Below are 19,182 nucleotides of genomic sequence, written 5' to 3'. Positions count from 1 at the left end.
GAGTAAGGGCGAGCGCTGCTCGTCGATTGCATTGCACTGCCGCAATACTGGCGATTTCATTCTGCAGGTGTTGCTCAGGTGGTACACTCGCGCGCCCCGCAATCCCCGATCAACACACCAGGTTGTCAGTTCCGAGATGATACGCAGTACACCCGAAAACAGCCTGCAAGTAGCCCTGAGGGCCTGCAGGAGCAGCTTCATATCGGTGGGTTTTTTCAGTCTGTTCATCAATGCACTGATGTTGGTCCCGACCTTCTACATGCTTCAGGTCTACGGGCGGGTCGTCACGGGCGGCAGCCTGACGACGCTGGCCATGTTGACCATTATCCTGACCTTCCTGCTCGTGACGATGGGCCTGCTGGAGTGGGTACGCTCGCGGATCATGGTTCGTGTCAGCACCAGGCTCGACGTGCTGCTTGGCCGTGATGTCTACAGGGCCAGTTTCAAACGGGCCTTGGACAGCGGTGGCATGGATGCGTCGGCCCAGTCGCTCAGCGACCTGACCGGGCTGCGCCAGTTCATGTCAGGGAACGGTCTGTTCGCGTTTTTTGATGCTCCGTGGTTGCCGATTTATGTCGCAGTGCTGTTCCTGTTTCACCCCTGGTATGGCTGGACGGCAATCGGTTGTGCGGTGGTTTTGCTGGCGCTGGCCAGTATCAATGAGCAATCCACGGGCAAAGTTCTGGCGGAGGCCAACAAGCAGAGCATTGGTGCGACACTGCACACCACCAAGAACTTGCGCAACGCCGAAGTGATCGAGTCCATGGGCATGCTTGACTCCCTCATGTCACGCTGGAGTCTGCGTCAAAAGAACGTGCTGTTGTTGCAGTCCCGAGCCAGCGATCGCAGCGGGATCATCACATCGATATCAAAGACTTTCCGTTTGCTCGTTCAATCACTGATTCTTGGCCTTGGCGCTTATCTGGCGGTCAGCCATGAGATCAACCCCGGGCTGGTGATCGCAGGTTCCGTGCTGTTGGGGCGAGCGCTGGCGCCGCTGGACTTGATGATCGGCAGTTGGAAAGGATTCATTGCTGCCCGCTCACAATACGCACGTCTGAACAGCGTTCTCGACCAGCAAAGTGCCGAGCCGGAGCGGATGCAATTGCCCGCTCCAATCGGACATGTGACGGTAGAGAACCTCACGCTGGGGGCTCCGGGATCAAGGACCCCGATCATCAAAGGCATCGGTTTCAACGCGCCGGCAGGCGCCATGATCGGTGTTGTCGGACCAAGCGCCTCGGGCAAGTCGACGCTTGGCAAAGCCTTGATGGGCGTGTGGAAACCACAGCTTGGGGTCGTTCGTCTGGATGCCGCCGATATTGCCAATTGGGACAGAAGCCAATTGGGGCCGCACCTCGGGTATTTGCCGCAAGACATTGAATTGTTCGAAGGCACTATCAGCGACAACATAGCGCGATTTGGTGTCGTTGATCCGGATAAAGTGGTGCTGGCGGCCAGGACCGCCAGTGTCCACGAAATGATTCTGATGCTGCCCAATGGCTACGATACGGTCATTGGCGAAGGGGGCATCAATCTGTCGGGTGGGCAACGTCAGCGTATCGGGCTGGCCCGGGCACTCTATGGCAGCCCGCGGCTTATCGTTCTGGATGAGCCGAATGCTCACCTGGACGAGATCGGTGAACGTGCGCTGGCGTTGGCGCTGCAACAGTTGAAACTCACGGGGGCGACGGTCTTCGTCATCGCCCACCGGACCTCGATCCTGGCCCAGCTCGACCGCTTGCTGGTGATGAACGCCGGCACCATCAGCCTGTATGGCCCGCGGGATCAGGTCCTCGCGCAACTCAATGCGCCTCAATTGGCCGCCCAGCAAAAGCCGGCTGCCCGGGCCGGCACAGACGTCGCGTCGACCGACGTTTGACAGGAAACTCTCGATGAACCGTACACTCGCTACTCCTGCCGATACTTTCGCAGATCTGCCCACGTCCGACATATCTATACGCCGAACAGGATTTTTCATTGTACTGGTGACGTTCGGCCTGTTCGGCGGGTGGGCGACGTTTGCCCCACTCGACGGTGCGGCCTACGCGCCGGGCGTCGTTACCGTGCAAACGTATCGCAAGACGGTGCAGCATCTGGAGGGCGGCATCGTCAAGGACCTGCTTGCCCATGACGGCGATGTCGTAAAGAAGGGCGACCCGATCATCGTGCTCGATGACGCTCAACTGCGCTCCGAATACGAGATGACCCGTAGCCAGTTGATCGCTGCCAGGACGGCGGAGGCGCGCTTGCTCGCCGAGCGGGATAACCTTCCGACAATTGCCTTCCCGAGCGATGTCAATTCCGAGAGTCAGCGCAGTGATGAGGCTCGTTTCGGCGAGACTCAGGTGTTCAACGCGCGGCGTAGCTCGAGACTTGGGCAAATCTCGGTCCTGCAAGAGCGTATTGGTCAGTTGAATCAGCAAATCAAGGGAACCGACACCATGATCGGTACCAAGACCAGCTTGCAGGAATCCTACAGCGGCGAAATTGCCGAGTTGAAAGAGTTGCTGGCCCAGGGTTTTGTCGACAAACAGCGGATGCTGGAACAGGCGCGCAAGCTGGACTTGCTCAAGTCTGAAGTGGCGGATCACCGCTCGACAAACATCAAGACCAGGTTGCAGATCAACGAAACCCAGTTGCAGATCCTGCAGATCGACAAGGACTTCAACGCCGACGTTACCAAGCAGTTGGCAGAGACCCAGACCAAGGCCTACGACCTGCAGGAAAAAGCCTCGGCGCTGGAAGATCGCCTGAGCAGGGTGATTATTCGCGCTCCGGAAGACGGGATGGTGATTGGCATGACGGTTCACACCATCGGTGGCGTTGTGCGACCCGCAACGCCCTTGCTGGATATCGTTCCATCCGTTTCCGACCTGGTGGTCGAGGCGCAGGTCTCGCCCAATGACATCGACCGAATCGCTATCGGCAAGTTGGCGGACATTCGCTTCAGCGCCTTTAACACGGCCACGACACCTGTCATCGAAGGTCGAGTGACGAGTGTATCCGGCGATCGTTTGATCAACGAGAAAACCAGTGCACCGTACTACCTGGCGCGCATCAGTGTGACGGGGGAGGGCGCGCGAAAGCTGGGAGATCGCAAGCTGTTGGCGGGTATGCCGGCAGACGTATTGATCAACACCGGAGAGCGCACCATGCTGCAATACTTGATGCAGCCGGCACGTGACGTTATCGCCCAGTCAATGATCGAGGAGTGATCGTGCGTCTGTTTCCCTGCCTGGTTTTGGGTTCGATGGCATTGCCTGTCCATGCTGCTGAAGCGCCCACCGCTCGACCCTCTATCACTACGCCGCAAACAGCTTCGGTCAGTAAACAGAGCTACTCGGTCGACTTGATGCAGTTGTACCGCGAGTCGCGCCTGGAGGACCCTCGGGTGATCTCCTCTTACTCGAAGGCTCAATCCGGGGTCGAGCAGCAAAACCAGGCGTTTGGCAGTCTGTTGCCCTCGGTGACGGCCAACGCGGGTTTCAACCGGATCAAACAGTCCAACCTTCAAATCGACGAGGCCTACGACAGTCGCAATTATTCGGTGGGGTTGACCCAGCCGTTGTATAACAAGGCTGCCTGGGAAAACTACCAGCGCTATAAAAGCCTGGCCAAGCAGGCTGACTCCGAATCAAAAGAGGCTCAGGCCGAGGCCACGGTGGATCTTGCGCAGCGATATTTCGCTGCGCTGGCTGCCGATGATGAACTTGAATTGGTGCGGGCCGAACGCAGGGCTACCCAGAAGAACCTCGACCGGGTCAGTGCGCTTTACAGCAAGCAATTGGCGATGGTTACCGATTTGCTGGATCTCCAGGCCCGAGTCGATTCGCTGGCTGCCCAGGAAGTCGAAGCGCGTAACCAGTCCAGCCTGAGCCGTGTTGCGTTGTCGGAAATTATCGGACGACCGGTCAAAGAGAAGCTGAGTCGTGTGCGTAATGACGTCGAATTGAAGGTGTCCGCCGAAAGCCTGGAGAGTTGGGTCAATTTGGCGATCGCCGACAACCCGGCGATCAAGGCCAGTGAAAATGCACAGGAAGCAGCAGAGGCTGCCCTGCGCGAAGGTAAGGGCGGGCACTATCCCACGGTCAATCTGAACCTGAGTGCGCAGCAGAGCAACGAAGGCTACAACAATTCGTTGGCGCCACAGACCGACAGCTATGTCGCGGGTGTGGGAGTACAGATACCGATCTATAGCGGTGGCACGACGTCCGCGCGGGTAAGGCAGCTGTATCAGGATCAGCTCACCGCAGAACAGCAATTGATAGCGACGCGTCGGCAAGTGGTCAAGGAAACGACAAACGCGTATTTGACTGCAGACTCAAGCGTGGAAAAGATCCACGCCAGCCGCAATGCATTGGCCTCGGCCGAGCAATCGCGCATTGCGGCTGAAAAAGCATTTACCTATGGCGTGGTTAATGCCGTGGATGTCTTGACCGCTGTGCAGAACGAATTCAAAGCACGTCGCGATCTGCTCAAGACTCAATACGACTTTATAACCAACCTTTTTATCCTGAATCGCTGGGCCGGAAAGTTGTCGGAAGAAAGTGTCGAAAACGTCAATCTCTGGTTGAGTGGAAATGATCAAGCGATCACTTCACCAGAGACGCTGCGGGAGTAAGTTGTCGTCCGTCAAGCGCTCTTTGCGTAGCGGGACTGACAAGCTGTATTGTCAAAAAAGCGCTGTTGGTATTTTTGGGGGGATACAGGATGGTACTAAAGCCATTGGTCAAGTCGAGCTGCGCTTGAAGAGCAAGCGCAGCCCTCGACAATTAACGACGTGATGAATGCAGAGACAGTACGGCGCGACGAATGATGGCGACACCCAGGCCGAGCATGAATCCAAAGATCAGGCCAAATCCAACGATCAGGGCTTTCTTCGGTTTTATAGGTGCTTGAGGTTCCGTCGCATCTTTATCAACATTGACCAGTTTTAACTGATCGAAATTTACATTCAGTTGCTTCAGGTGAGTCAACTCACCGCTGATGTCCGCGAAGTCCTTGAGAAACAGTTCAGGATGATTCCGCTCCTTGAGAAGTGCTGCTTCGCGGTTGGTGGTCAGCAGGCTGAGCTCTTTTTGAATCTCATCAATACGCGGCTCGGTGAAGTCATCGGAATGACGAGCTACCAAGGTGGCACGCTCTGCTTCCAGTGCCGCCTGTCCCAGGAAATACAAGGGTATTTTCTGGTTGTTGACTTCCGTGCGGATCATGTTGCCCTGATGTGCTTGCTCTCCATCTCCCAGCGCCGAAGGTGTGGTGGGTTTTACAATTCCGAGTTTCTTGGCGATGACGATGGCTTCATCAAGTTCTTTGATGCGGTTTTGTCTGCGGCTTTGCAGTTGTTGACGCAGTGCTTTGAGTTCGTCTTGAAGTACTTGCTTTTTTAGCTGATCTTTTTCCAGCAAGTGAGCAATTTTGGAGTCTTTCTCTGCCTCATAAGCGGACTTTTTTGACTCCAGCTTCTTTTCAGCCTGGTCGATGCGGTTGGCAATCAATATTTTTAAGTTTAAAGCAACTTTTTCCTTTTCGCCTTTGACAACGAAGTCGGTAAAGTCTCTCAAGATGCCAACGCCATCTACACCCTGAGGATATCTGAGGCTAAGGCCAACGGCTTCGGAAAGGCTGGAGCTCTTTTTAGGGTCAATTTTCTCAAGCGAAAATGCTCTTTCGTTGAACGTCTCAAATGCGCTCTCAATGGATTGCCCAGGTGCCTGCAATGGCGCAAGGTACTGCGGATTGGCCTGGAAGAACTTCAGGCGGACATCATAAGACTGCATTGATGAGCCGATGATATTCAGTGCGTCTTTTGGCAAGAGCTTGTAAAGCCCGGACTCATTCAACTCATCCAGGTCTGCCAGAGGGACAGGCCGGACAGTGGTTTCAACTTCATATTCCGGAGTTGCCAACAGGGCATAAGCAATAGCGGCGGTAACAGTTAGTGCAGTAAACAATAAAATAATTGCTCTTTGATCCCAAAGGCTACCGATAAGCTCCTTTACTTCAACGACTTCCTGTCGGGGGGTATCAATAGTGTTTACTGGAATGTTCATTACGCGCTCTAAAAATTTGGACAGACTCTCCAAACTATGTCTGGAAATTGCCGTCATCTAGGTTAGAAAACTTTACATTTTGTTAAATTTTTTGGATTTTCCAGCATTTGTTAACAAACAGCAAGGGCGGGGAACTGTCACGGATGCGAGCGCAGTCGCGGCTCAGACATCGCCTTGAAGGCCCTATCGTCAGGCCCCCGTCTCTCTGTGACCGTTGAAAGCGCTTTGTTGATTCGCCCCACCGTTTATCGGTCGGCTCGCAATACCGTTCGCTCCATCCCACAGGCTCGTCGCGGTTTCATGTTCATTCTGGGGCTACTCTCCATTCTGGCCTGGGTTACTGACGAGAACCTTCCGTTACTCGGCCAATTAAAAATTACAGGTATCATATTTTAATGGGATTATGGTTATAATAAAATCCGCTTGCGCCGAAGTGCTTTCGCGTCAGGCGTCCTTCAGCATTCTCCAGGAGCACCGTCATGAATTCAGTTCAGTCCCAAGGTACGGCCCTCGTCACCGGCGCTTCTTCAGGTATCGGGGCGGTTTACGCTGAGCGGTTGGCAGCCCGTGGTTTTGATTTGTTGCTGGTGGCTCGCGACGAGCCGCGGCTGGAGGCGGCAGCGAGTAAGCTACGCTCCGAGCATGGGATCAAGGTCGAAGTGTTGAAGGCGGATCTCACCCAGAAGGAAGAGGTGCTGCAACTCGAACAGCGGTTACGCAGCGATTCGAGTATCAGCCTGTTGCTCAATAACGCCGGCGTGGCGGCGGACGGGCTGTTGGCCAATGCCGATACCAATCAACTGGAGCGAATGATTCAGTTGAATATCACCGCTGTCACGCGATTGGCCTCGGCAGCTGCGGCCAGCTTTACCAAGGCCGGGCGCGGCACAATCATCAATATCGCATCGGTGGTGGCTTTATTTCCCGAACGTTTCAACGCGACGTACAGCGCCAGCAAAGCCTATGTATTGAGCTTGACTCAATCGATGAGCGCCGAACTGGATGGCACTGGGGTGCAGGTTCAGGCGGTGCTGCCCGGTGTGACACGAACCGAGATCTGGGAGCGCTCCGGTATCGATGCTTCACAAATTCCAGCGGAAATGGTGATGGAGGCGGGTGAGATGGTCGATGCCGCATTGTCGGGCCTGGATCAGGGTGAATTGATCACCATTCCTTCGTTGCCCGATGCGGCGGATTGGGATGCGTTCGTGGCGGCGCGTCATGTCATGGCGCCTAACCTTTCCAGAAGCAAGGCCGCTGCCCGCTATCGGTAAGCGCCATCAATCGGCTTGAGGTGTATTTGGTATGAGTGATCGTCGAGTAGTTGTAACGGGCATGGGCCTGGTGTCACCGCTGGGGAGCGGTGTCGAAGCGGTCTGGGCGCGGCTGTTGGCCGGGCGTTCCGGGCTGCGCAATTTACCGCAAGAGGTGGTTGCCGATCTGCCGGCCAAGGTTGGCGGTGCAGTGCCTGCTCTGGCTGACGATCCGGAGGCGGGGTTCGATCCGGACCGGGCAACCTCACCCAAGGAGCAAAAGAAGATGGACCGCTTCATCCTGTTCGCCATGGAAGCGGCGCGTCAGGCACTGGAGCAAGCCGGCTGGCAAGCGCTGGATGCCAATGCCCAGGAGCGCACGGCCACCATCATCGGTTCAGGTGTAGGTGGTTTCGGCGCGATTGCCGAGGCGGTTCGCACCACCGATAGCCGTGGTCCGAGACGTTTGTCTCCATTCACTATCCCTTCATTTCTGGTCAACCTCGCGGCAGGTCATGTGTCGATCCAGCATGGTTTCAAGGGGCCATTAGGCGCGCCGGTCACGGCATGCGCCGCCGGGGTTCAGGCGATTGGTGACGCGGCGCGGCTGATCCGTACGGGGGAGGCGGATATCGCGGTGTGCGGCGGTGCGGAAGCGGCGATCGATCGGGTCAGCCTTGCCGGGTTTGCGGCTGCTCGCGCCTTGTCCAGCGCTTACAACGAAACGCCTGAGCGCGCTTCGCGACCGTTCGACAGTGGTCGAGATGGATTTGTCATGGGAGAAGGGGCCGGGCTGCTGGTCATCGAGTCTCTGGACCATGCACTGGCCCGGGGCGCGCACCCGCTGGCGGAGCTGGTCGGCTACGGCACCAGCGCCGATGCCTTTCACCTGACCGCCGGCCCCGAGGACGGCAGCGGTGCGCGGCGAGCGATGTCGTTGGCATTGGCACAAGCAGGTGTTTCACCGGCTCAGGTTCAGCATCTGAATGCGCATGCAACCTCGACTCCGGTGGGGGATCTGGGGGAGCTGGCGGCGATCAAGGCATTGTTCGGCGCGCAAAACGGCATCGCCGTGACATCGACCAAGTCGGCGACCGGGCATTTGCTCGGTGCAGCGGGTGGACTCGAAGCGATCTTTACGCTGCTGGCGATCCGCGACCAGATCGTGCCGGCGACCCTCAACTTCGAAAACCCGGACCCTGCCGCTGAAGGCGTGGACATCGTTCATGGCAATGCTCGGCCGATGGCCATCGAATACGCATTGTCCAACGGCTTCGGATTTGGCGGGGTCAATGCCAGTGTGCTGTTCAAGCGTTGGCAGGGTTAATCCTGCGAGTGTTTGAGGTGTTCGCGTGCGACGTCGAGAATCCGTTGGGCAAATTCGGCGTCGGCAACGCTACGCGATAACAGCAAGGCGCCGACCAGCGTAGACATGATCACAATGCTGCGCTCGGCGCTCCGCTCTCCGTCAAGGGTGTGCTGGATCTGATCGAGTCGCGCCTGGAGCACGACATCGCTGGTTGGACTCGGTTGACCACGCAGTCCCAGTTCCGAAGAAATGGTCAACAGCGGGCAGCCTTCCTGAGGTGAGGTTTGATGCCATTCGGACAGATAAGCGTCGATGAAGGATTCGAGTGGATGCTCTTCGGCGAAGATTTGCGCGCACAACTCGTCGACTTGTGCGCCAGCCTCTTGCAAGGCTTTCTCTACCAGTTCGTCTTTGGACTTGAAGTGCGAGTAAAAGCCACCGTGGGTCAAGCCCAGTGCTTTCATCAGGGGTTGCAGCCCGGTCGCGCCGATACCATCGCGTCGAAATCGCGCTGAAGCTTCTTTGATTATGCGTTGGTGGGTCTGGGCTTTATGGTCCTGCGAGTAACGCATCTGATATCTCCGCATCAATGCGGACATATTAACCAATGAAAATTGCATGGTGACTGTACTTCTACTTCTAAAAAACATGCAGATGCTTCGATATGGGTCAAAAGCGGCATGATTTCAGGTGCTTTCACGCAAAAACAAACCCCGCCGTTTCAGGCGGGGTTTTCAGTCAGCGGTCCTGCGCTTCCTTGGCGTCCATTTCCGCATTGCGTTCGGCGACGCGCTTACGTTGCTCTTCGGTCAGTTCGACCTTGTTGGCGGTGTCGCGCAGCATCATCAGACCACCAACGATCGAGCCGATGGCAACGACCAGAATCAACCAGGCATACCAGGGCATAGGACTCTCCTTGAAAGCAGGCGGGTTGGCGAGGGTTCGCCAACCGATCGTGCATACCACTTTGAGTGATGGGGTTTTGTCGCAGTTCCATCGCTATTACCCCCATTCTATGCCTGTTGTCCAAGGTTCACTCGAACGCTTTCAATGTCCGGTCAACATCGCATCCGCCGGTGCGTCGGCGCGCAATTGCGCGGTGAGCATGAAGTACAGGAAACCGGCCACCATGAAGCCCAGGAAGATCAGGCCGATCAACGTGTTGAACCAGGCCATCGCCACCAGGCACACCACCGCCAGCATCAGTGCAATGAACGGCACCAGCGGGTAGCACGGGGCGCGGAAGGTGCGCTCCAGGTTCGGCTCGGTTTTACGCAGTTTGAACAGGCTGAGCATGCTCATGATGTACATCACGATGGCGCCGAACACGGCCATGGTGATCATCGCGGCGGTCAGTGTCATGCCGCCGAGGTTGATCAGGCCGTCGCTGTAGATGGCTGCAATGCCGATCACACCGCCGGCGATGATTGCCCGGTGCGGGGTTTGAAAACGCGACAATCTGGCCAGGGACGCCGGCAGGTAACCGGCCCGGGCGAGGGCGAAGAACTGCCGCGAGTAGCCGAGGATGATCCCGTGGAAACTCGCCACCAGGCCGAACAGGCCGATCCACACCAGCATGTGCAGCCAGCCCGAGCTTTCGCCGACCACGGTTTTCATTGCCTGCGGCAGCGGGTCGTTGATGTTCGACAGGGTGCGCCAGTCACCGACACCACCGGCGAAGAACATCACACCCATCGCCAGCAGCACAAGGGTCAGAATACCGCTGATGTAAGCCTTGGGAATCGTGCGTTTCGGGTCCTTGGCTTCTTCGGCGGCCATGGCTGCGCCTTCGATGGCGAGGAAGAACCAGATGGCAAAGGGGATGGCCGCGAACATCCCGGCAATCGCCGGGGCACCGAACACGTCGGAGCCGGCCCAGCCATTGAGCGCGAAGTTGCTGAAGCTGAATGCCGGTGCGACCACGCCCATGAACACCAGCAATTCAGCGACCGCCAACACGCAGACCACCAGTTCGAAGGTCGCCGCCAGTTTCACGCCCAGGATGTTGAGGCCCATGAATACGAGGTAGGCACCGACTGCCGCGTGTTTCGGGTCCAGGGCAGGAAACTGGACATTGAGGTAGGCGCCGATGGCCAGGGCAATCGCCGGTGGGGCGAAGACGAATTCGATCAGTGTCGCCAGTCCGGCGATCAAGCCGCCTTTCTCGCCAAAGGCGCGACGACTGTAGGCAAAGGGACCGCCAGCGTGAGGAATGGCGGTGGTCAGTTCGGTGAAGCTGAAAATGAAGCAGGTGTACATGGTGGCGACCATGAACGAAGTCACCAGAAAGCCCAAGGTTCCGGCCACGCCCCAGCCATAGCTCCAGCCGAAATACTCTCCGGAAATCACCAGCCCGACCGCAATGCCCCACAGGTGCAAGGTGCCCAGCGTGGGTTTGAGTTGTGTGTTCATGGGTTTGCTCCCTGAGTGGTTTGGAAAGCTCAGGGGAGGCCAGTGCAGTGGGCGTGCCATTTCGCGATTGCACGTCGTAATGGGCTGAAAGCTGTCGTATCGGGGATGTTCGCCACTGGATGCGCGAATATTGTGCGTCAGTCAGGGGCGCGCCGGTTTCAAATGCGGCTTTCGCGAGCAAGCCCGCATACCCGCTCCCCACACCGCTGCAACGCGCAGGCTTGGTATTTCAATGCCGGTGCGGGCAGCGGTTGATATTCAGGCTTGCAGATTGAGGCACTCGCGCAACGCCGTTTGCCAGTCTGGTTGACTGACACCCCAGTCGCGTTGCAAGCGACTGCAATCCAGGCGCGAGTTGAGCGGTCGGGCTGCGGGTGTCGGGTAGTCGCTGGACGGGATCGGTAACAGGTCGGCGCAGGGCTTGCCCTGTTGTCGCAGCGCTTCACCGATCGCCTGGGCGAAGCCGAACCAGGAGGTCTCACCTTGAGCGCTCAGGTGATAAGTACCCCAGTTGGTAACCTGACTCGTCTGCCAGCGTTCAATCAGGGCAAGGGTGCTATTGGCGATTGTACCGGCCCATGTAGGTGCGCCGATTTGATCGGCGACTACACGTAACTCAGGTTTCTCCTGCAGCAAACGTTGCATCGTCAGCAGAAAATTGCGGCCATGAGTCGAGTAGACCCAGCTGGTACGCAGAATCAGATGTTTACCTTGCACGTCCCTGATGGCCTGTTCACCGGCCAGCTTGCTCTTGCCGTACACCCCGAGCGGATTGGGCGTGTCGTCCTCGTTGTAAGGTCCGGCTTTCGTCCCGTCGAATACATAGTCCGTGGAGTAATGTATCAACGGGATGTCGAGAGCCAGCGCTTCTTCGGCCAGCATGCCGGGAGCTACGGCGTTAATGGCAAAGGCTGATTGCGGTTCACTTTCTGCCAGATCAACCGCTGTATGGGCCGCCGCGTTGATGATCAGATCGGGTCGAATGTTTTGCACTTGATGGCGAATCTGATCGGGCTGCGCGAGATCGAGCTGATCGCGACCCAATACGACCAGTTCACCGACAGCCCCCAGCCGCTGTTGCAATTCATGTGAAACCTGACCGTGTCGGCCATTGATGAGTATTTTCACGGGAACAGTCCAGTCTCGTTACCGGGCGAATCGGGCTCGCACAGGTTCATTGCTCTTCCCCTGCCAGCTTGGCCAGGTACTGGCCATACCCGGTTTTGCCAAAGTACCGGGCGCGCTCCATCAACTGTTCGCGGTTGATCCAGGCATTTTCATAGGCGATCTCTTCGAGACAGGCGACTTTGAGACCCTGGCGGTGTTCGATGGTCTGCACGTACTGAGAGGCTTCGAGCAAGCTATCGTGGGTGCCGGTGTCGAGCCAGGCGAAACCTCGACCAAAACGCTCGACCTGCAGATCGCCACGTTGCAGATAGGCATTGTTGACGTCTGTGATTTCCAGCTCGCCGCGAGGCGAAGGTTTCACCGCCTTGGCGATCTCGATCACATCGTTGTCGTAGAAGTACAGGCCGGTAACGGCATAACTGGATTTCGGCGCTTTCGGTTTTTCTTCGATCGAAAGGGCACGGCCATCGCTGTCGAAATCAATCACGCCGAAGCGCTCGGGGTCCTTGACCCAGTAGCCGAATACGGTGGCGCCGGAGGTGCGTTTTGCCGCGTTCTGCAATTGTTCGCCAAAGTGCTGACCATGGAAGATGTTGTCGCCCAGGATCAGGCACACAGGGTCATCGCCAATGAACTCTTCGCCAATCAGAAAGGCCTGGGCCAGACCGTCCGGTGATGGCTGCTCGGCAAAGCTGAAATTCACCCCGAACTGGCTGCCGTCACCCAGCAGATTGCGATATTGGGGCAGATCCTGCGGGGTGGAGATCAGCAGAATATCCTTGATGCCGGCCAGCATCAGCACCGAAATCGGATAGTAGATCATTGGCTTGTCGTAGACCGGCAACAGCTGTTTCGACACTCCAAGCGTAATTGGGTGCAGGCGCGTGCCCGAGCCACCCGCCAAAACGATGCCTTTCATCATGCGAGCAGCTCCTTGGGATTGATGGCGCCAAGGCGTTCGCCCTGATAGCTGCCGTCTTGAACGCGGCGGCACCATTCCAGATTGTCCAGGTACCATTGAACGGTTTTGCGCAGGCCGGTTTCGAAGGTCTCTTCGGGCACCCAGCCCAGTTCGCGTTCAATCTTGCTGGCGTCGATTGCGTAACGCAGGTCATGACCAGGGCGATCCTGGACGAACGTGATGAGGTCGGCGTAATGCGCAACGCCCTCGGGCTTGTGCGGTGCCAATTCTTCGAGCAGGGCGCAGATGCCACGCACCACGTCGATGTTCTTTTGTTCGTTATGCCCGCCGATGTTGTAAGTCTCGCCGACGGTGCCGGTGGTCACCACTTTGAGCAGCGCACGGGCGTGATCCTCGACGAACAGCCAGTCGCGCACTTGCAGGCCATTGCCATACACCGGCAGCGGCTTGCCGGCCAACGCATTGAGGATGACCAGCGGAATCAGTTTCTCGGGGAAGTGGAACGGCCCGTAATTGTTCGAGCAATTGGTCAGCAGCACCGGCAAGCCATAGGTCCGCTGCCAGGCGCGGACCAGGTGGTCGGACGCTGCCTTGCTGGCGGAGTAGGGCGAGCTCGGCGCGTAGGGCGTCGTTTCCGTGAACAGATCATCGACACCGTGCAGGTCGCCGTAAACCTCGTCAGTGGAAATGTGATGAAAGCGGAAGGCGCTTTTCTCAGGTTCCGGGAGGGCTTGCCAATAGGCTCGGGCGGCTTCTAGCAGGCTGTAGGTGCCGACAATGTTGGTCTGGATGAATTCCGATGGCCCGTCGATGGAACGATCGACGTGGGACTCCGCTGCCAGGTGCATGATCGCGTGAGGCTGAAAGCGCGCCAGCACTGCACTGACGGTCGCCTGATCGACAATATCGGCCTGAACGAACTCGTAGCGAGTGTCGTTGGCAATGCTGGTCAGCGACTCGAGATTGCCGGCATACGTCAGTTTGTCCAGGTTGAGCACTTCATGCTCAGTGTGTTGAATCAGCTCGCGGACAAGGGCCGAGCCTATGAAACCGGCTCCGCCGGTAATTAGGATACGCACGTTGGGCCAGCCTTTTTCAGTAATGCGAATAGAGGTAGCTTGCAGGCGCAAGCGGGGAGGTGCAAGAGATCCTGACCCCAATCGGTTGCGTCGCGTCATTTGGGCCGGATTATCCATGACTTGCAACCAGCACTCACTACTCTCGCGCACAATTTAACGCTCTACGTACGACACTCCCGGTTTTTTCCGTGCTGGAACGCCTTCCCGCACCCTGTAACCCCCGCGTAAACCCACTCTTTACGCTTTCTTTATGCCCTGCGGGCACCCTCGATCTCGTTCCTTTACAGCCTCCTTTCCGACAATGACTCCACACGCGGCAATACGCCGTAACACGGAGAACTTCCATGAGCGTTCTGGACGGGGTGTCGCTGCTGCTGGCAGTGGGGCTGTTCATTTATCTGTTTGTTGCGCTGCTGCGCGCGGACCGGAACTAGGAGCGGCTATGCACAGTTATGACTATTGGCTGATCCTCGGTTTTTTTGCCCTGGTTTTGGTCCCGGCGCCGTTTCTCGGGCGCTTCTACTACAAGGTGATGGAAGGGCAGCGCACCTGGCTGACGCCGATTCTCGGTCCGGTCGAACGTGGTTGTTATCGTCTGGCCGGCGTCGATCCGCAAGCCGAGCAGAGCTGGCAGAAATACGCCCTGGCCTTGATTGCCTTCAACCTCGCGGGTTTCCTGCTGCTGTTCACGATCCTGTTGTTCCAGGACCACCTGCCGCTCAACCCGCAGAACCTGCCGGGTGAGGAGTGGACGCTGGCGTTCAACACCGCCGTCAGCTTCATGACCAACACCAACTGGCAGGCCTACAGCGGCGAAGCGTCCCTGAGCTACTTGAGCCAGATGGCTGGCCTCACCGTGCAGAACTTCGTCAGCGCCGCCACCGGTCTGGCGGTACTGGTCGCGCTGTGTCGCGGCATCGGCCGCAAATCCACCCGGACTCTGGGCAACTTCTGGGTCGACATGACCCGCGCCACCCTCTACGGCTTGCTGCCGCTGTGCCTGCTGCTGGCGCTGTACCTGGTCTGGCAGGGCGTGCCGCAAACTTTCGCACAGTACGTGAATGCAGTGACTATGCAGGGTGTTGACCAAGTGATTCCGCTGGGACCGGCTGCCAGTCAGATTGCCATCAAGCAATTTGGCACCAATGGTGGTGGCTTCTTCGGCGTGAACTCGGCGCATCCGTTCGAGAACCCGACGGCGTGGAGCAACCTGTTCGAAGTGGCCTCGATCATCCTGATCCCGGTGGCACTGGTGTTCACCTTCGGTCACTACGTAAAGGACCTGCGTCAGAGTCGCGCGATCATCGCCTGCATGCTGGCGCTGTTCCTGATCGGCGGCGCGACCTCGCTGTGGGCTGAATACCAACCTAACCCTGCCTTGAACAACGTCGCTGTCGAGCAGACCGCGCCGCTGGAAGGCAAGGAAGCGCGTTTCGGCACCACCGCCACCGTGCTCTGGTCGGTGACCACCACGTCCGCGTCGAACGGTTCGGTAAACGGCATGCACGACAGCCTCAACCCACTGAGCGGCATGGTGGCCCTGGTCAACATGATGGTCGGCGAAGTGATCTTCGGCGGCGTTGGCGCCGGGCTCTACGGCATGTTGCTCAACGTGCTGATCGCGGTGTTCCTCGCCGGCCTGATGATCGGTCGTACTCCGGAATACCTCGGCAAGAAACTGCAAGCCAGGGAAGTGCAATTGCTGGTGGTGACCCTGATGGTCATGCCGATTGGCGTACTGGTGCTCGGCGCGATCGCCGCCAGCCTGCCAGGCCCGGTGGCTGCGGTGAGCAACCCTGGGCCTCACGGATTCAGTCAGCTGCTCTACGCCTACACCTCGGCCAGTGCCAACAACGGTTCCGCTTTCGCTGGCTTCGGCGCCAACACCCCCTTCCACAACCTGATGCTGGGCCTGGGCATGTTGATCGGTCGCTTCGGCTACATCCTCCCGGTCCTGGCCCTGGCCGGCAGCCTGGCGCTGAAGAAAACCGCCCCGATCGGGCAGAACAGCTTCCCGACCCACGGTCCGCTGTTCGTGACCCTGCTGACCGTGACCATTTTGCTGGTGGGTGGATTGACCTTCCTGCCGACTTTGGCACTGGGTCCAATCGCTGAACATCTGGGTATGGCTGCTTTTGGGTTAAAGAGCTAAGGAGCTGATGATGAATATGCCCGTAACCAAAACCGTCGCCGTCAAGGCGCTGGAGCAACCGAAAACCGCGATCTCGGCCCTGTGGCGCCCGGCGCTGCTGCAAGCTTTCGTCAAACTCGACCCACGGCAGTTGCAGCGTGCGCCGGTGATGCTGGTGGTCGAACTGACGGCGATCCTGACCACCGTGCTGTGCTTCATTCCCGACACCGCAGTGCCGACTTTCGTCGCCGCGCAAATCGCTGTGTGGCTGTGGTTCACCGTCCTGTTCGCCAACTTCGCCGAGGCCCTGGCCGAAGGTCGCGGCAAGGCCCGCGCCGACAGCCTCAAGGCCGGCAGTGAAGGCTTGAGCGCCCGGCGCAAGACCGGCAACGGCAGCTTTCAGGTGGTGCCCGCCGCCAACCTGCGCAAAGGAGATGTGGTGCGCGTCGAAGCGGGGGAGATGATCCCCGGTGACGGCGAGGTGATCGAAGGCATCGCGGCAGTCAACGAAGCGGCGATTACCGGTGAATCGGCCCCCGTGATTCGCGAGTCCGGTGGCGACCGTTCTGCCGTCACCGGCAACACGCGGCTGGTGTCCGACTGGCTGCTGGTGAAGATTACCGCCAACCCCGGTGAGTCGACCCTGGACCGCATGATCGCCCTGGTCGAAGGCGCCAAGCGCCAGAAAACCCCGAACGAAGTGGCGCTCGATATCCTGCTGATCGGCCTGACCCTGATCTTCCTGCTGGTGGTCGTCACCCTGCAACCGTTCGCCCACTTCGCCAATGGCAGCCTGCCGCTGGTGTTCCTGGTGGCGCTGTTGGTCACGTTGATTCCGACCACCATCGGCGGCTTGCTGTCGGCCATCGGTATCGCCGGTATGGATCGCCTGGTGCGCCTGAACGTGATCGCCAAGTCCGGTCGTGCGGTGGAAGCGGCGGGGGACGTGCACGTCCTGCTGCTGGACAAGACCGGCACCATCACCTTCGGTAACCGTCGTTGCTCGGCGGTGTATGCCGCGCCTGGCGTGACAGCCGGGGAGTTGGCCGAAGGCGCGTTGCTGGCCTCGCTGGCCGACGACACTGCGGAAGGCAAGTCGATCGTCGAGTACCTGCGCGGCACCCATCCGCAACCGGAACCGTCCGCTGAGGTGCTGACAGCCGTGCCATTCAGTGCCGAAACCCGCTTGTCCGGTGTCGACTATCAGGGGCGCGTGTACCGCAAGGGCGCGGTGGATTCGTTGCTGGCGTTCGTTGGTCTCAAGCGTGCTGACCTGGCACCGGCCCTGTCCCGTGAAATAGACAAGATCGCCCAAAGCGGTGGCACCCCGTTGCTGGTGTGTGCCGACGGCAAGTTGCTCGGGGCGATCCACCTCAAGGACGTGGTCAAGCCCGGTATCCGCGAGCGTTTCGCCGAGTTGCGCAAACTGGGGATCCGCACCGTCATGGTCACCGGCGACAACCCGTTGACCGCCGCTGCCATCGCCGCTGAGGCAGGTGTGGACGATGTGTTGGCCGAAGCCACGCCGGAGAAAAAACTGGCGCGCATTCGTCACGAGCAAAACGACGGTCGTCTGGTCGCCATGTGCGGCGACGGCGCCAACGACGCTCCGGCCCTGGCCCAGGCGGACGTCGGCATGGCGATGAACGACGGCACGCAGGCGGCCCGTGAAGCGGCCAACATGGTCGACCTCGACAGCGACCCGACCAAGCTGCTGGACGTGGTGCAGATCGGCAAGGAGTTGCTGGTCACCCGCGGTGCGCTGACGACGTTTTCCATTGCCAACGACGTGGCCAAGTATTTCGCAATCCTGCCGGCGCTGTTCGCCGCGATCTACCCGCAACTGGGCGTGCTCAATGTGATGCACCTGAGCAGCCCGCAGAGCGCGATTCTCTCGGCGATCGTGTTTAACGCCCTGATCATTGTGGTGCTGATTCCGCTGGCGCTGCGCGGTGTGCGGGTTCACGCGGCGAGTGCGGCAGCGTTGTTGCGGCGCAATCTGTTGATCTACGGCCTGGGCGGGATTCTGGTGCCGTTCGTGGGGATCAAGGCGATCGACATGCTGTTGACGGCATTACATCTGGTTTGACTGACCCCCCCCTGTAGGAGCGAGCTCGCTCGCGATGGTGGTTAACGATAACGAGTGCTTCCTGACTGTACACGGCGCTCTCAATTGCATCGCGAGCAAGCTCGCTCCTACAGGTTTTTCCTGTGAATTCGAGGATTTTCAAATGTCCACATTGATACGCCCGGCCCTGAGCCTGCTGGTCCTGATGACGCTGATCACCGGCGTCGCTTATCCACTGGTGGTCACCGGCGTGGCCCAGGTCGCGTTCCCGGATCAAGCCAACGGCAGCCTGGTGCGGGATGCCGAGGGCAAGGTCCGCGGGTCCTCTCTGATCGCTCAGGATTTCGTTGGCGACGCCTGGTTCCACCCACGTCCTTCGGCCGGTGCCTTTGCCACCGTGTCGAGCAGTGCCAGCAACCTGTCGCCGAGCAACCCGGCGCTGGCGATGCGGGTGATCGACGATGCCAGCAAACTGCTGGTGCCAGACCAGGGACCGGTGCCATTGGCGCTGGTCACTACGTCCGGCAGCGGTCTCGATCCGCACTTGCCTCCGGCGGCGATTGCCTATCAACTGGCGCGTGTCGCGACGGCGCGCAATCTGCCGGTAGCGACCCTGCAACAACTGCTGGACGCCCACACCGAGCAGCCATTGGTAGGCCCGCCGGTGGTGAATGTGCTTGAGTTGAATCGGGCGCTGGAAAAACTGTAAATCAGCGGCGCTGCCAATCGCGGGCAAGCCCGCTCTCACATTGGAGTGCGTACACCTGTGGGAGCGGGCTTGCTCGCGAAGACTGCAGAACAGTCACTACATCAATCCAGGTAAA

At 58.7% G+C, this 19,182-nt stretch carries 16 protein-coding genes; 9 read left to right on the top strand and 7 right to left on the bottom strand.

From position 1 onward, the window contains the following. Window positions 1–139 precede the first annotated feature (139 nt). The 3 genes from AC1RP7_RS20550 to AC1RP7_RS20540 are packed head-to-tail and all read left to right on the top strand — an operon-like array spanning window position 140 to window position 4,624. Window positions 140–1,882: a type I secretion system permease/ATPase gene (locus AC1RP7_RS20550; protein ID WP_493181315.1), complete on the top strand. Its 1,743-nt coding sequence runs from the start codon at window positions 140–142 to the stop codon at window positions 1,880–1,882. A 13-nt stretch (window positions 1,883–1,895) separates the two neighbouring features. Then, complete coding sequence (locus AC1RP7_RS20545) at window positions 1,896–3,218, top strand: HlyD family type I secretion periplasmic adaptor subunit (protein WP_493181055.1); 1,323 nt, start codon at window positions 1,896–1,898, stop codon at window positions 3,216–3,218. 35 nt (window positions 3,219–3,253) lie between these two features. Continuing rightward, complete coding sequence (locus tag AC1RP7_RS20540) at window positions 3,254–4,624, top strand: TolC family outer membrane protein (RefSeq protein WP_218494510.1); 1,371 nt, start codon at window positions 3,254–3,256, stop codon at window positions 4,622–4,624. A gap of 151 nt (window positions 4,625–4,775) precedes the next feature. On the opposite strand, the gene AC1RP7_RS20535 is transcribed toward AC1RP7_RS20540, so the two are convergent. Continuing rightward, a complete protein-coding gene (locus AC1RP7_RS20535) occupies window positions 4,776–6,056 on the bottom strand; it encodes a Wzz/FepE/Etk N-terminal domain-containing protein (RefSeq protein WP_218494444.1) in 1,281 nt (426 codons plus the stop codon). 479 nt (window positions 6,057–6,535) lie between these two features. On the opposite strand from AC1RP7_RS20535, the gene AC1RP7_RS20530 reads away from it, so the two are divergent. Both AC1RP7_RS20530 and fabF read left to right on the top strand, forming a co-directional pair. Further along, on the top strand, window positions 6,536–7,330 hold the full coding sequence (locus AC1RP7_RS20530) for an SDR family NAD(P)-dependent oxidoreductase (RefSeq protein ID WP_493181054.1): 795 nt from the start codon (window positions 6,536–6,538) through the stop codon (window positions 7,328–7,330). Between the two features lie 31 nt (window positions 7,331–7,361). Further along, window positions 7,362–8,636, top strand: coding sequence for a beta-ketoacyl-ACP synthase II (gene fabF, locus AC1RP7_RS20525; RefSeq protein WP_090457107.1), 1,275 nt, complete (start codon window positions 7,362–7,364; stop codon window positions 8,634–8,636). Here fabF and AC1RP7_RS20520 read toward each other — a convergent pair. The 6 genes from AC1RP7_RS20520 to rfbB all read right to left on the bottom strand — a co-directional run bounded on the left by AC1RP7_RS20520 (window position 8,633) and on the right by rfbB (window position 14,159). Further along, a complete protein-coding gene (locus tag AC1RP7_RS20520; protein WP_057713786.1) occupies window positions 8,633–9,190 on the bottom strand; it encodes a TetR/AcrR family transcriptional regulator in 558 nt (185 codons plus the stop codon). The two genes, fabF and AC1RP7_RS20520, sit on opposite strands and share 4 nt — an antisense overlap. Window positions 9,191–9,356: 166 nt before the next feature. After that, window positions 9,357–9,524 (bottom strand): DUF2897 family protein, encoded by a 168-nt coding sequence (locus AC1RP7_RS20515; RefSeq protein WP_079246726.1) that lies wholly within the window; start codon window positions 9,522–9,524, stop codon window positions 9,357–9,359. 141 nt (window positions 9,525–9,665) lie between these two features. Then, window positions 9,666–11,030, bottom strand: a complete 1,365-nt coding sequence (gene eat, locus AC1RP7_RS20510; protein WP_218494446.1) for an ethanolamine permease — start codon at window positions 11,028–11,030, stop codon at window positions 9,666–9,668. Between the two features lie 258 nt (window positions 11,031–11,288). Further along, window positions 11,289–12,158, bottom strand: a complete 870-nt coding sequence (gene rfbD / locus AC1RP7_RS20505; RefSeq protein ID WP_493181053.1) for a dTDP-4-dehydrorhamnose reductase — start codon at window positions 12,156–12,158, stop codon at window positions 11,289–11,291. A gap of 46 nt (window positions 12,159–12,204) precedes the next feature. After that, the gene (rfbA, locus tag AC1RP7_RS20500; RefSeq protein ID WP_057713789.1) at window positions 12,205–13,080 is read right to left on the bottom strand and encodes a glucose-1-phosphate thymidylyltransferase RfbA; all 876 of its coding nucleotides are present in this window, start codon (window positions 13,078–13,080) and stop codon (window positions 12,205–12,207) included. Next, entirely contained in the window at window positions 13,077–14,159 is a 1,083-nt protein-coding gene (gene rfbB, locus AC1RP7_RS20495; RefSeq protein ID WP_057716576.1) for a dTDP-glucose 4,6-dehydratase, read from the bottom strand. The genes rfbA and rfbB overlap by 4 nt, the downstream gene beginning before the upstream one ends. Before the next feature lie 344 nt (window positions 14,160–14,503). Here rfbB and kdpF point away from each other — a divergent pair, with 344 nt between their 5' ends. From kdpF to kdpC, 4 genes are all read left to right on the top strand, one after another. Continuing rightward, window positions 14,504–14,593: a K(+)-transporting ATPase subunit F gene (kdpF, locus tag AC1RP7_RS20490; protein ID WP_079246727.1), complete on the top strand. Its 90-nt coding sequence runs from the start codon at window positions 14,504–14,506 to the stop codon at window positions 14,591–14,593. A gap of 8 nt (window positions 14,594–14,601) precedes the next feature. Next, window positions 14,602–16,311, top strand: coding sequence for a potassium-transporting ATPase subunit KdpA (gene kdpA, locus AC1RP7_RS20485; RefSeq protein ID WP_493181052.1), 1,710 nt, complete (start codon window positions 14,602–14,604; stop codon window positions 16,309–16,311). A 10-nt stretch (window positions 16,312–16,321) separates the two neighbouring features. Beyond that, window positions 16,322–18,379 (top strand): potassium-transporting ATPase subunit KdpB, encoded by a 2,058-nt coding sequence (gene kdpB, locus AC1RP7_RS20480; RefSeq protein ID WP_090457099.1) that lies wholly within the window; start codon window positions 16,322–16,324, stop codon window positions 18,377–18,379. Between the two features lie 142 nt (window positions 18,380–18,521). Continuing rightward, window positions 18,522–19,067: a potassium-transporting ATPase subunit KdpC gene (gene kdpC / locus AC1RP7_RS20475; protein ID WP_492624755.1), complete on the top strand. Its 546-nt coding sequence runs from the start codon at window positions 18,522–18,524 to the stop codon at window positions 19,065–19,067. Window positions 19,068–19,182 lie beyond the last annotated feature (115 nt).

Source organism: Pseudomonas sp. GW822-FHT01E03, from assembly GCF_058802985.1.
This window is presented reverse-complemented; position numbering and strand designations above follow the sequence as displayed.

Coding starts and splice junctions, on each gene's coding strand:
- AC1RP7_RS20530 (WP_493181054.1), top strand. CDS start 6,536: ATGAATTCAGTTCAGTCCCAAGGTACGGCCCTCGTCACCGGCGCTTCT.
- kdpB (WP_090457099.1), top strand. CDS start 16,322: ATGAATATGCCCGTAACCAAAACCGTCGCCGTCAAGGCGCTGGAGCAA.
- AC1RP7_RS20515 (WP_079246726.1), bottom strand. CDS start 9,524: ATGCCCTGGTATGCCTGGTTGATTCTGGTCGTTGCCATCGGCTCGATC.
- fabF (WP_090457107.1), top strand. CDS start 7,362: ATGAGTGATCGTCGAGTAGTTGTAACGGGCATGGGCCTGGTGTCACCG.
- AC1RP7_RS20540 (WP_218494510.1), top strand. CDS start 3,254: ATGGCATTGCCTGTCCATGCTGCTGAAGCGCCCACCGCTCGACCCTCT.
- eat (WP_218494446.1), bottom strand. CDS start 11,030: ATGAACACACAACTCAAACCCACGCTGGGCACCTTGCACCTGTGGGGC.
- AC1RP7_RS20535 (WP_218494444.1), bottom strand. CDS start 6,056: ATGAACATTCCAGTAAACACTATTGATACCCCCCGACAGGAAGTCGTT.
- AC1RP7_RS20520 (WP_057713786.1), bottom strand. CDS start 9,190: ATGCGTTACTCGCAGGACCATAAAGCCCAGACCCACCAACGCATAATC.
- rfbA (WP_057713789.1), bottom strand. CDS start 13,080: ATGATGAAAGGCATCGTTTTGGCGGGTGGCTCGGGCACGCGCCTGCAC.
- kdpA (WP_493181052.1), top strand. CDS start 14,602: ATGCACAGTTATGACTATTGGCTGATCCTCGGTTTTTTTGCCCTGGTT.
- kdpC (WP_492624755.1), top strand. CDS start 18,522: ATGTCCACATTGATACGCCCGGCCCTGAGCCTGCTGGTCCTGATGACG.
- AC1RP7_RS20545 (WP_493181055.1), top strand. CDS start 1,896: ATGAACCGTACACTCGCTACTCCTGCCGATACTTTCGCAGATCTGCCC.
- kdpF (WP_079246727.1), top strand. CDS start 14,504: ATGAGCGTTCTGGACGGGGTGTCGCTGCTGCTGGCAGTGGGGCTGTTC.